The 11130-nt window shown below is 70.1% G+C and carries 10 protein-coding genes; 6 read left to right on the top strand and 4 right to left on the bottom strand.

Translation table 11 applies throughout. The annotated features are described in order from the left end of the window. The first annotated feature begins 2 nt into the window (after positions 1-2). Together ACFWDI_RS02325 and ACFWDI_RS02330 are read left to right on the top strand one after the other, a co-directional pair. On the top strand, positions 3-1199 hold the full coding sequence (locus ACFWDI_RS02325; RefSeq protein ID WP_385300808.1) for a dipeptidase: 1197 nt from the start codon (positions 3-5) through the stop codon (positions 1197-1199). Positions 1200-1326: 127 nt separating this feature from the next. After that, complete coding sequence (locus ACFWDI_RS02330; RefSeq protein WP_385300809.1) at positions 1327-2490, top strand: dipeptidase; 1164 nt, start codon at positions 1327-1329, stop codon at positions 2488-2490. A gap of 35 nt (positions 2491-2525) precedes the next feature. Here ACFWDI_RS02330 and ACFWDI_RS02335 read toward each other — a convergent pair whose 3' ends face one another. Further along, entirely contained in the window at positions 2526-2888 is a 363-nt protein-coding gene (locus ACFWDI_RS02335) for a VOC family protein (protein WP_385300810.1), read from the bottom strand. An 88-nt stretch (positions 2889-2976) separates the two neighbouring features. On the opposite strand from ACFWDI_RS02335, the gene ACFWDI_RS02340 reads away from it, so the two are divergent. Continuing rightward, on the top strand, positions 2977-3501 hold the full coding sequence (locus tag ACFWDI_RS02340) for a CGNR zinc finger domain-containing protein (protein WP_385300811.1): 525 nt from the start codon (positions 2977-2979) through the stop codon (positions 3499-3501). A gap of 171 nt (positions 3502-3672) precedes the next feature. Here ACFWDI_RS02340 and ACFWDI_RS02345 read toward each other — a convergent pair whose 3' ends face one another. Continuing rightward, the gene (locus ACFWDI_RS02345; protein ID WP_385300812.1) at positions 3673-5016 is read right to left on the bottom strand and encodes a UDP-glucose dehydrogenase family protein; all 1344 of its coding nucleotides are present in this window, start codon (positions 5014-5016) and stop codon (positions 3673-3675) included. A 167-nt stretch (positions 5017-5183) separates the two neighbouring features. On the opposite strand from ACFWDI_RS02345, the gene ACFWDI_RS02350 reads away from it, so the two are divergent. Beyond that, a complete protein-coding gene (locus ACFWDI_RS02350) occupies positions 5184-6341 on the top strand; it encodes an acyl-CoA dehydrogenase (protein WP_385300814.1) in 1158 nt (385 codons plus the stop codon). A gap of 154 nt (positions 6342-6495) precedes the next feature. On the opposite strand, the gene ACFWDI_RS02355 is transcribed toward ACFWDI_RS02350, so the two are convergent. Beyond that, positions 6496-7770, bottom strand: a complete 1275-nt coding sequence (locus ACFWDI_RS02355; RefSeq protein WP_385300815.1) for an LCP family protein — start codon at positions 7768-7770, stop codon at positions 6496-6498. A gap of 107 nt (positions 7771-7877) precedes the next feature. Between ACFWDI_RS02355 and ACFWDI_RS02360 the strand changes: the two genes are divergently transcribed. After that, the gene (locus ACFWDI_RS02360; RefSeq protein ID WP_385300816.1) at positions 7878-8426 is read left to right on the top strand and encodes an acyl-CoA thioesterase; all 549 of its coding nucleotides are present in this window, start codon (positions 7878-7880) and stop codon (positions 8424-8426) included. Between the two features lie 7 nt (positions 8427-8433). On the opposite strand, the gene ACFWDI_RS02365 is transcribed toward ACFWDI_RS02360, so the two are convergent. Continuing rightward, positions 8434-9801, bottom strand: coding sequence for an LCP family protein (locus tag ACFWDI_RS02365; protein ID WP_385300817.1), 1368 nt, complete (start codon positions 9799-9801; stop codon positions 8434-8436). A gap of 277 nt (positions 9802-10078) precedes the next feature. Here ACFWDI_RS02365 and ACFWDI_RS02370 point away from each other — a divergent pair, with 277 nt between their 5' ends. Beyond that, a complete protein-coding gene (locus tag ACFWDI_RS02370; RefSeq protein WP_385300818.1) occupies positions 10079-11095 on the top strand; it encodes a glycosyltransferase family 2 protein in 1017 nt (338 codons plus the stop codon). Positions 11096-11130: the final 35 nt, after the last annotated feature.

Below are 11130 nucleotides of genomic sequence, written 5' to 3' on the forward strand. Positions count from 1 at the left end.
CAATGGACTCAGCCACGGACTTCCTCACCGCGGCGCGCGAACTCCTCGCCGCCCACCCCGTCGTCGACGGCCACAACGACCTGCCCTGGGCGCTGCGCCAGCACGTCCGCTACGACCTGGACCGCCTCGACATCGCCGGCGACCAGACCGGCCGGCTGCACACCGACATCCCGCGGCTGCGTTCCGGCGGGGTCGGCGCGCAGTTCTGGTCCGTGTACGTACGCAGCGACATGGCCGGCGACGACGCGGTCAGCGCGACCCTCGAGCAGATCGACGGGGTGCGCCAGCTCCTTGAGCGCTATCCGGCGGACCTGGCCGCAGCCCTGAACGCGGACGACATGGAGCAGGCGCGCGGCGAAGGCCGTATCGCCTCGCTGATGGGCGCCGAGGGCGGCCACTCCATCAACAACTCCCTCGCCACCCTGCGGGCCCTGTTCGCGCTGGGCGTGCGCTATATGACGCTCACCCACAACGACAACATCGCGTGGGCGGACTCGGCGACCGACGAGGTGGGCGTCGGCGGTCTGTCGGCCTTCGGCCATGAGGTCGTACGGGAGATGAACCGCATCGGCATGCTGGTCGACCTCTCGCACGTCGCTGTGTCGACGATGCGCGACGCGCTGGCCACCTCGGTCGCGCCGGTCGTCTTCTCGCACTCGTCGTCCCGGGCGATATGCGACCACGTGCGCAACATTCCCGACGACGTGCTGGCACAGCTGCCCGACAACGGCGGTATCGCCATGGCGACGTTCGTACCGAAGTTCATCCTTCCGGCGGCCGTCGACTGGACACGGGCCGCGGACGAGAACATGCGCGCGCACGGCCTCCACCACCTGGACACCACGCCGGAGGCCATGAAGGTCCACGAGGCATTCGAGGCGGCGAACCCACGGCCGATGGCGACGGCCGCGACGGTCGCCGACCATCTCGACCACATGCGCGAGGTCGCCGGCATCGACCACATCGGCGTCGGCGGCGACTTCGACGGCACGGCCTTCACCCCGGCCGGGCTCGAGGACGTCGCGGGCTACCCGAACCTGATCGCGGAGCTGCTGCGCCGCGGCTGGTCCGACGCCGACCTGGCGAAGCTCACCTGGCAGAACGCGGTGCGCACACTGCGCGCGGCCGAAGACGTCGCCCGCGACCTGCAGCGGGGCCGCGGACCGTCCAACGCGACGATCGAGCAGCTCGACGGCTGAGTGCGGTGACGGGGGTACGGGGACGAGGCCCCGTACCCCCGAACGCACCACCCTGCCGTGAACCCTCGCCGCTCCCGTGCCACGGTGGCCGTACGGCAACCGCCGTCGAAGCTCGGAGCACCCAGACATGGCAGATCTCGAGGACGACCCCCATGCCGCCACCGCCGCGGTCGGCGATCTCGACGGCCCGGCCCCGCCCAGCAGAAGAGTGTCGGCCGAGTCGGCCGAGCTCGCCGAGCCGGCCGATGTGGCAGAGCTCGCCGAGCCGGCCGATGTGGCAGAGCCCGCCGAGCCGGCCGATGTGGCAGAGCCCGCCGGAAGCCTTGAGCGCGCACGCGAACTCCTCGCCGCGCACCCCATAGCCGACGGCCACAGCGGACTGGCCCGCGCGCTGAAATACGCGTCCGGGTACGGGTACGACATCGAACTGGGCGAGCGCGTGCTGGAGACCGACGTACCGCGCCTGCGGGACGGATGCGTCGGCGCGCAGTTCCTGTCCCTGCACGTGCCACCGGAACTGACCGGGGACCGCGCGCTGAGCGCCACCCTGGAACAGATCGACCTGGTCCGCTCCCTGGTGGCCGCCTGTCCCGAAGGTCTGCGCCTCGCGCTGAGCGCCGACGACATGGCCGACGCCCACAACTGCGGCCGCGTCGCCACCCTGCTCGGCCCGGTGTCGGGCCCGGCGCTGGGCGACTCGCTCGGCACGCTGCGGGCGTACCACGCACTCGGCGTCCGCAGCCTCACCCTCGCGGGCACCCGCTGGACGCAGGGCAACGGACTGACCCGCTTCGGCCAGGAGGTCGTCCGCGAGATGAACCGCCTCGGCGTTCTCGTCGACCTCGCCGGCTGCTCGGCCGACACGATGCGCCGTGCGCTCGCGGTGGCCGGGGCTCCGGTCGTCATCTCGCACCACCCGGAACGGGTCCCGGACGATGTGCTGGGCCTGCTGCGCGACAATCACGGCGTGTGCATGGTCGCATGCACCGCCACGACGATCCACGAGACGGCGGACCGCCTGGACCACGTCCGCGAGGTGGCGGGCCCCGAGTCGGTCGCCCTCAGCGGCGCCTACGACACGGGAATCCCGCACGCCCCGGGACTGGGCGATGTGTCCTGCTTCCCCCGCGTGATCGCCGAACTCCTCGACCGCGACTGGCCGGAGCCGGATATCGAGGCTCTGACCTGGTCGAACGTGTCCCGGGTGCTACGCGACGCGGAGTTCCTGGCCCGCGCCACGAATCCACGCCGCCCGCCGTCGACGGCAACACTGCCGACGCTGGACACCTGAACCCCGGCCGCGCGGGCCGCCCCGTGGCGGCGCGGTCAGCAGGCGCAGAGGCAGAACGGATGCCCCGCCGGGTCCGCATACACGCGCCAGGAGCGGGCCCTGTCGTCCGCGTCCAGCACCGTCGCGCCCAGCGCCAGTACGTGCTTCTCCGCCGTGTCCAGGTCCTCCACCGTCAGATCCAGGTGGAACTGCTGCGAGTCGTCGGGAGCCGGCCACTTCGGCGGTACGAAGCCGGGCGCGGCCTGGAAGGCCAGCGGGGTGCCCGGGGCTTCCGCCAGGTCGACCCAGCCCTCGCCGTCGTCCTGGATCCGGCCGCCCAGCACCGCGGCGTAGAAACGGCCGAGTGCGACGGGGTCGGGACAGTCCAGAACGACGGCCCCCAGCGTGGCGATGGCCATGATTTCCTCCTCGGTCGGTGTTACCGCTATATGCGAGCAACCGGTAACGGTTACCTGATGCTCCCCCATCGGAGGTAACGTCGCAACCATGAATGAGAAGGCGCCCGCACCAGGCGGCCTGGCGCTGGTCGAGGCCCTGGTGAACACGCTGGACGTTGAGACCGGCGCCGACGCTCTGGACACCACGGAGGGCCGTGCCGTCTTCGGTCTCGCCGAGCGGGACGTCCCCGCGGCCCGCGAACTCCGCGAGGCCCTGCGCGCCGCCTGCCTCGCCCACGCGGGCCACCGCGCACCGGACCGCTCGCCGACGGCACTGGACGGCTTTCTGTCCGAGGCGCCGCTGCTGGTCACGGTGGCCGAGGACGGCACGGCCGCGCTCCGTCCGGCCACCCCGGACACGCTCGTCTCCCGTATCGCCGAGGCACTCGCGACCGCGGCCGCCGACGGGACCTGGGCACGTCTCAAGGCGTGCGAGGCGGAGGACTGCCAGTGGGCGTACTACGACCGCAGCCCGGCGGGCCGCCGCCGCTGGTGCTCGATGTCGGTCTGCGGAGCCCGCGCCAAGATGCGTACCTACCGGGCTCGCCGGTCGGTGCCGGACGCCTCGGCCTGATACCCCCGAGGGCCGGCCCGACCGCGGTCACGACCGCGCGCGGAGCCGCCCGATGCGTGCGCGCTGAGTGCGCTGTCCGCGCCCAGGGGCCGGCCCGTACGCAGCAGCGTGCTGATCAGAACTGCGGCTGGTCATGACCGCGCGCAGCGGCCCACCCCCCATCGCCCCCGCTCAGGCGCGCGGGCGGCCCATCGCCCGGTACGTCCAGCCCGCCTCGCGCCAGCGCGCGCCGTCCAGCGCGTTCCGCCCGTCCAGGATGATCCGGCTGGTCGCGACCTCGCCCAGCGCCGCCGCGTCCAGCTCGCGGAACTCGCGCCACTCCGTCAGGTGCAGCACCACATCCGCGCCCCGCACCGCGTCCAGCGCCGAATCGGCGTAGCCCAGCGTCGGGAAGAGACGGCGCGCGTTCTCCATGCCCTTCGGGTCGTACACCGTCACCTGGCCGCCCTGCAGATGGATCTGGCCCGCCACATTCAGCGCCGGTGAATCCCGTACGTCGTCCGAGTCCGGTTTGAACGTCGCACCCAGCACGGCCACCCGCTTCCCCAGGAAGGAGTCACCGCCCACCGCGTCCCGCGCCAGTTCCACCATGTGGCCACGCCGCCGCATATTGATCGAGTCGACCTCCCGCAGGAAGGTCAGCGCCTGGTCGGCGCCCAGCTCACCGGCGCGCGCCATGAATGCCCGGATGTCCTTCGGCAGACATCCGCCGCCGAAGCCGATCCCGGCCCGCAGGAACTTGGACCCGATCCGCTCGTCGTAACCGATCGCCTCGGCCAGCTTCACGACATCGCCGTCCGCGGCCTCGCACACCTCCGCCATCGCGTTGATGAACGAAATCTTCGTCGCGAGAAAGGAGTTCGCGGAGGTCTTCACCAGCTCGGCGGTCGGAAAGTCCATCACCACGAACGGCGACCCTTCACCGACCGGCGTCGCGTACACCTCGCGCAGCAGCTTTTCCGCGCGCTCGCTCTCCACGCCGACCACGATCCGGTCGGGGTGCAGCGTGTCCTGGACGGCGAAGCCCTCGCGCAGGAACTCCGGGTTCCACGCCAGCTCCGCGTCCACGCCCACCGGAGCCAGCTCGACGAGCAGTTCCGCCAGCCGGGCCGCGCTGCCGACCGGCACGGTCGACTTGCCGACGACCAGCGCCGGCCGCTTCAGCTGCGGCGCGAGAGAGGCGAAGGCGCGGTCCACGTACGACATGTCGCAGGCGTACTCACCGTGCTTCTGCGGGGTGTTCACACAGACAAAATGAACGTCGCCGAACTCCCCGATCTCCTCCCAGGAGGTCGTGAAACGCAGCCGGCCGCTCGATCCCTCGATCCCGGCGACATGCTTGGCGAGCAGATCCTCGAGCCCCGGCTCGTACATGGGGACCTTGCCGGCCGAAAGCATCTCGATCTTCTCGGGAACGACATCGAGGCCGAGCACCTCGAAGCCCAACTCCGCCATGGCCGCGGCGTGCGTGGCGCCGAGATATCCGGTGCCGATCACGGTGATCTTGAGGGCCATGCGGTGCTCCAGTGAAGTGCGGGCTCAGGTGCGCTGCCCGAGCATAACCGGGGGCCTCGCAGGGCAGGTTTGCCGCTGTCGCCAAGCTCACGTATGCCTAAGAGTGCCGAGGCCTCTAAAATTAAGGTTACTTAACGGTAGTTAGCGTCACTGGGGAGTGAGAGACCTTGGCCGGATCGGCTGATTTCGACCTGTACCGCCCGTCCGAAGAGCACGACATGCTCCGCGACGCCATCCGTTCGCTCGCCGAGGCGAAGATCGCGCCGTTCGCCGCCGAGGTCGACGAGCAGGCCCGCTTCCCGCAGGAGGCTCTGGACGCGCTGGTCTCCGCCGATCTGCACGCGGTCCACGTCCCCGAGGAGTACGGCGGCGCGGGCGCCGACGCGCTGGCGACCGTGATCGTGATCGAGGAGGTGGCCCGCGTCTGCGCGTCCTCCTCCCTCATCCCGGCCGTGAACAAGCTCGGCTCCCTCCCCGTGATCCTCTCGGGTGACGAAGACCTCAAGAAGAAGTACCTGAGCCCGCTCGCCCAGGGCGACGGGATGTTCTCGTACTGCCTCTCCGAGCCGGACGCGGGCTCCGACGCCGCCGGTATGAAGACGAAGGCCGTACGCGACGGAGACTTCTGGGTCCTCAACGGCGTGAAGCGCTGGATCACCAACGCCGGCGTCTCCGAGTACTACACGGTGATGGCCGTCACCGACCCGACCAAGCGCTCCAAGGGCATCAGCGCCTTCGTCGTCGAGAAGTCGGACGAGGGTGTCTCCTTCGGCGCCCCGGAGAAGAAGCTCGGCATCAAGGGCTCCCCGACCCGCGAGGTCTACCTCGACAACGTCCGCATCCCCGCCGACCGCATGATCGGCGAGGAGGGCACGGGCTTCGCCACCGCGATGAAGACCCTGGACCACACCCGCATCACGATCGCGGCCCAGGCCCTCGGCATCGCCCAGGGCGCCCTCGACTACGCCAAGGGCTATGTCCAGGAGCGCAAGCAGTTCGGCAAGCCGATCGCCGACTTCCAGGGCATCCAGTTCATGCTCGCCGACATGGCCATGAAGCTCGAGGCCGCCCGCCAGCTCACCTACTCGGCGGCCGCGAAGTCGCAGCGCGTCGACGGCGACCTGACCTTCTTCGGCGCGGCGGCGAAGTGCTTCGCCTCCGACGTCGCGATGGAGGTCACGACGGACGCCGTCCAGCTGCTCGGCGGCTACGGCTACACGCGTGACTACCCGGTGGAGCGGATGATGCGCGACGCCAAAATCACGCAAATTTACGAGGGCACAAATCAGGTTCAGCGGATCGTCATGGCAAGGAACCTGCCGTAGCCGGCACGCGTAGACAGGTAAGAGGCACCCTTCGGGGTGCCTCTTTCGTTGTGCCGTCCTGTTGCCAACACTTCTCCTGAGCGGTCGGGGTCCGGAGCGCACGAGAGGGCCCGGACGGCGATCCGTCCGGGCCCTCTCCCGTACCGTTCAAGCGTCAGCGGTCCGAGGTGACCGTGACCTTCTCGTCGTTCTTCAGCTGCTGCACCAGCTGCTTCACCTTGGCCTTGTCCCAGACCAGGTTCCCGCCCGTGCTGCCCGAGATCGGCATGTTCATGGACTTGCCCTCGCCGCCCGTGACGCCCTTCATCGCGAAGAACATCTGTCCCAGCGACCACAAGGACATGTCCTTGTCGACGATGAGCGTGTCCAGGCCCGCGCCCATCGTCGGGTAGAGCTTGAACGGGTTGAGGATCGTGCCCGGCGTCGCCGTCTGGCTCGCCAGGGCCGCGAGGAACTTCTGCTGGTTCTTCGTACGGTCCAGGTCGCTGCCCGCGAACGCGTACCGCGTCCGTACGAACGCCAGCGACTGCTCGCCGTCGAGCGTCTGCTTGCCGGCCTGGAAGTCCGCGCCCGAGTTCTTGTCCTTGAAGGCCTTCGGGATGTCGATCTCGACACCGCCGATCGCGTCCACGATGTTCGCGAAGCCCGCGAAGCCGATTTCGACGTAGTGGTCGATGCGCAGGCCCGTGTTGTGCTCGACCGTGCGGACCAGCAGCTCCGGGCCGTCCTCCGCGTAAGCGGCGTTCAGCTTGGTGTGCCGGCCCTTCGCCGGGAAGAGCTTGCCCGACTGCGAGCCCTTGAAGGACGGTATCTCCACGTCCGAGTCGCGCGGCAGTGAGATCAGCGTCGGGCCGTTCGAGCCGTCGTGCAGGATCATCATCGAGTCGGTCCGCTTGCCTTCGGCCGAGCCCGTGTGGAGCTTCTTCTTCTCGTCGGCGGACATGCCCTCACGGCTGTCGGAACCCACGATCAGATAGTTCGTGCCCTCGCCGCCGCCCGGCCGCTCGATGACCTTGGAGAGGTCGACCTCGCGGTTGAGCTTGGCGTCGGCCCAGAAGTACGTGCCTATGGAGACCGCGAGCAGCAGCACGACCAGCGTCAGCGAACCGATCTTGAGTCGGCGGCGCCAGTCCGGGGCCGCGCCCGGGCGCGGCGGGTAGCTCTGTGGGGGAGCGCCGTTGTCGCCGCCCCGGTCGCCGCCTCCGTAGACCTGACCCGTGTTGTAGCCGCTGTCGTACGCCTGCTGGTCATAGCCTTCGTCGTACCCGCGCGACTGCGGAGGGACCCCGCCGCGCTGCGGTGCGGCCGGGCGCTGGACATGGCGCATCACCCGCGCGCCTTCGGGCTGCGGGCCTGCGCTGCCGCGGCCGTAGCCGGCTGCGTTGCCGTTGCCGCGGTCGTCGGACCATCCATCGGGCCAGTCATTCATGCGGACCAGTGTGCAGGGAGAGCCCCCGTCCCCCACAAGGAGGGTGAGGAATCGCACCAGGGCTGTTGCGAAGCTGATGCAATGTGGCCCGGCATATGGTGGGGCGCATGACAGATCAGGCCCAGCGCCCGGAACCAGAGATACCGGGCAAGCCCACCGCAGCTTCCCGTACCACCCTGAGCCACATCATGACCGGCAGTGACACCAATCTCCTCGGCACGGTGCACGGTGGCGTGATCATGAAGCTGGTGGACGACGCGGCGGGCGCGGTCGCCGGCCGCCACTCCGGCGGGCCTGCGGTCACCGCCTCCATGGACGAGATGGTCTTCCTGGAGCCGGTCAGGGTCGGTGATCTGGTCCATGTGAAGGCCCAGGTCAACTGGACAGGGCGGTCTTCGATGGAGGTCGGCGTACGGGTCCTGGCCGAGCGCTGGAACGAGTCGACCCCGGCGCAGCAGGTCGGCAGCGCCTATCTCGTCTTCGCGGCCGTCGACGGCGACGGCAAGCCCCGCCGCGTACCGCCCGTGGTCCCCGAGACCGAGCGCGACCGGCGGCGCTACCAGGAGGCCCAGATCCGCCGTACGCACCGGCTCGCCCGGCGCCGCGCGATCAAGGAGCTGCGGGAGAAGCGCGCCGCCGAGGGCATCGAGGACTGACCGGCTCTCACGGGCAGACGACCTGGTCGCCGGTGACCGCGCCGAACCCGCCCCGGGGCACCTCCTCCGCCCGCACCGGCGTGACCCCTTTGTAGTCCCGCCCCGCCGTCACCTTCAGCGTCGGCCCCTGCCTCCTGGCCGCGCGCAGCTCGCACCCCGGCAGCGCGGCCGCGAGCGACTTCGCCGAGCGGTCCCAGCGTGGGTCGTATGTCACATAGGTGCGGCGCACCTCGCGGCTGCTGCCGTTCAGCGGGGCGCGGGTGGTGTTGAAGCCGGTGGAGCGCAGGGCCGCGTCGACCTGCTTGCCGAGCCCGTCGGTGTGCGTGCCGTTGAAGATCTGCACCCGGATCTGCTGCGGCGGCACATCGACCAGCGTCACCTTCCGCGTCTTCGGCCGGCGCGGGGCGAGCGGCTTGTCCTCGCGCAGCGTCTGGAAGAGCTTCTTCGACTTCGCGTCGTCCCACTTCACCGTGGAGCCGATGCCCTTGACCGGATTCCTGGTGTCGGCGAGCGGTACGGACGTGAACTCCGAGGAGGCGGGTGTGAAGCCGCGCATCGCCTTGCTGAGCGCGAGCATCTCGTCCGAGCCGAAGCCCCGGTCGGCCCGTACGGAGTTCAGCATCGTCGAGGCGACATCCCGGAACTTGACCGGGTTCAGCAGGACGCCGCTGCTGGTCGCCTGGTGGATGAGAGCTGCGAGGAAGCGCTGCTGGCGCTGCATCCGGCCCAGGTCCGCCGCCCCGTCGACATAGCGCGAACGCACGTACTGCAGCGCCTGACCGCCGGTGAGCCTGTGCGTGCCGACGCCGAGATCCAGACCGGTGTGCGAGTCCTTCAGCGGCCGGGCGTTGCAGATCTCCACCCCGCCCAGCGTGTCCACCGTCTTCATGAAGCTGGTGAAGTCGACCTCCAGATAGTGGTCGATCTTCACCTTGGTCATGTTCTCGACGGTCCGCACGGTCAGGTTCGGCCCGCCTTCCGAGTACGCCGCGTTGAGTTTCAGCGGGTGCGGCTGGTGGTGCTTGCCGGTGGTGGCGTCGGTGTGCTCGGGGATCTGCGTGTAGGTGTCCCGCGGCAGGCTCACCACACTCGCGCGCTCCCGGTCCGCCGAGATGTGCACGAGCATGATCGTGTCGGTGCAGCGGCAGGGCGCGCCGCCCAGACGGTACTTCCGCTTCTCCTCGCGTGTGATTTTGTCGCGCCCGTCGGTGCCGACGACGAGCAGATTCATGCCGTGGCCCGCATCGGGCCGGTTCTTCATGTCCCTGAACGGGTCGACGCGGCTGATACCGGTGGTGTCCAGACTCGTCACCACCGCATGCCCGATGCCGCCCGCGGCCAGCACCAGGACCGAGAGCGACGTCGCCACCCGCATTCCCCAGCGGGGCCGCGCGGCCGGCCGTCTGCTCGCGACCGGCTGTCTGCTCCCGGCCGCCCGCCCGCTCGCGACCGGCTGTCTGCTCCCGGCCGGACGTCTGGTCCTGGGCTGAGCGGCCGGCCGCGGACGGCTGGAGCGGGGCGGCGTGGGCACGTGGGAAACCTCCGCAGGTGACAGGGATCGCGAGCACCGTAGGCCCATACGATCTGCGACAACGGGCAGCGACCCGGCCGCCGCGCGTCCGTGTCCCCCGTTCGCGGTAACGTGGCGACCGATGAACGCCACACCCGCTGTCTCCGTGATCATGCCGGTCCTCAACGAGGAGCGGCATCTGCGTAACTCCGTCCGTCACATCCTCGAGCAGGAGTACGACGGCGAGATGGAGGTGGTGATCGCGCTCGGGCCGTCCACGGACCGCACCGACGAGATCGCCGCCGAGCTCGTACGGGAGGACCCCCGCGTCCACACCGTCCCGAACCCCACCGGCCGCACCCCGGCCGCGCTGAATGCCGCCATCAAGGCATCGCGCCACCCGATCGTGGTACGGGTCGACGGGCACGGCATGCTGTCGGCCGACTACATCGCCACCGCCGTCCGGCTCCTGGAGGAGACCGGCGCGCAGAACGTCGGCGGCATCATGCACGCCGAGGGCGAGAACGACTGGGAGCACGCGGTCGCCGCCGCCATGACCTCGAAGATAGGTGTCGGCAACGCGGCCTTTCACACCGGCGGCGCGGCAGCCCCGGCCGAAACCGTGTATCTGGGTGTCTTCCGGCGCGAGGCGCTGGAGCAACAGGGCGGCTACAACGAGGAGTTCATCCGCGCCCAGGACTGGGAGCTGAACTTCCGTATCCGCGAGGCGGGCGGCCTCATCTGGTTCTCGCCGGAGCTCAAGGTCCAGTACCGGCCGCGGCCCTCCGTGAAGGCCCTCGCCAAGCAGTACAAGGACTACGGCCGCTGGCGCCATGTCGTCGCCCGCTACCACTCCGGCTCCATCAACCTCCGCTACCTCGCCCCGCCGACCGCCGTCTGCGCGATCGCCGCGGGCCTCGTGGTCGGCGTGGCCCTCACTCCATGGGGCTTTGTGGTGCCGGCCGGCTATCTGGCCGCGATCGCGGCCGGATCCGTCCCCGCGGGCAGGGGCCTGCCGCTGAAGGCGCGACTGCAGATCCCCGTCGCGCTGGCCACGATGCACATGTCGTGGGGGTACGGCTTCCTGACCAGCCCGCGCGCGCTGGCGCGGAAGGTCATCGCGAGCCGCCGCCCGGCCGTGCGGACGGCCTCCGCCTGATACGCAGGAAGGGCCCCGGGCACGCGATGCGTGCC

The sequence above is a fragment of the Streptomyces sp. NPDC060064 genome (genome assembly GCF_042736455.1).
Classification (GTDB): Bacteria; Actinomycetota; Actinomycetes; order Streptomycetales; family Streptomycetaceae; genus Streptomyces.

Bases quoted from the DNA above. Each gene is read 5' to 3' on its own strand.
- ACFWDI_RS02360 (WP_385300816.1), top strand. From the start codon at position 7,878: ATGACAGATCAGGCCCAGCGCCCGGAACCAGAGATACCGGGCAAGCCC.
- ACFWDI_RS02330 (WP_385300809.1), top strand. From the start codon at position 1,327: ATGGCAGATCTCGAGGACGACCCCCATGCCGCCACCGCCGCGGTCGGC.
- ACFWDI_RS02370 (WP_385300818.1), top strand. From the start codon at position 10,079: ATGAACGCCACACCCGCTGTCTCCGTGATCATGCCGGTCCTCAACGAG.
- ACFWDI_RS02355 (WP_385300815.1), bottom strand. From the start codon at position 7,770: ATGAATGACTGGCCCGATGGATGGTCCGACGACCGCGGCAACGGCAAC.
- ACFWDI_RS02365 (WP_385300817.1), bottom strand. From the start codon at position 9,801: ATGCGGGTGGCGACGTCGCTCTCGGTCCTGGTGCTGGCCGCGGGCGGC.
- ACFWDI_RS02345 (WP_385300812.1), bottom strand. From the start codon at position 5,016: ATGGCCCTCAAGATCACCGTGATCGGCACCGGATATCTCGGCGCCACG.
- ACFWDI_RS02340 (WP_385300811.1), top strand. From the start codon at position 2,977: ATGAATGAGAAGGCGCCCGCACCAGGCGGCCTGGCGCTGGTCGAGGCC.
- ACFWDI_RS02325 (WP_385300808.1), top strand. From the start codon at position 3: ATGGACTCAGCCACGGACTTCCTCACCGCGGCGCGCGAACTCCTCGCC.
- ACFWDI_RS02335 (WP_385300810.1), bottom strand. From the start codon at position 2,888: ATGGCCATCGCCACGCTGGGGGCCGTCGTTCTGGACTGTCCCGACCCC.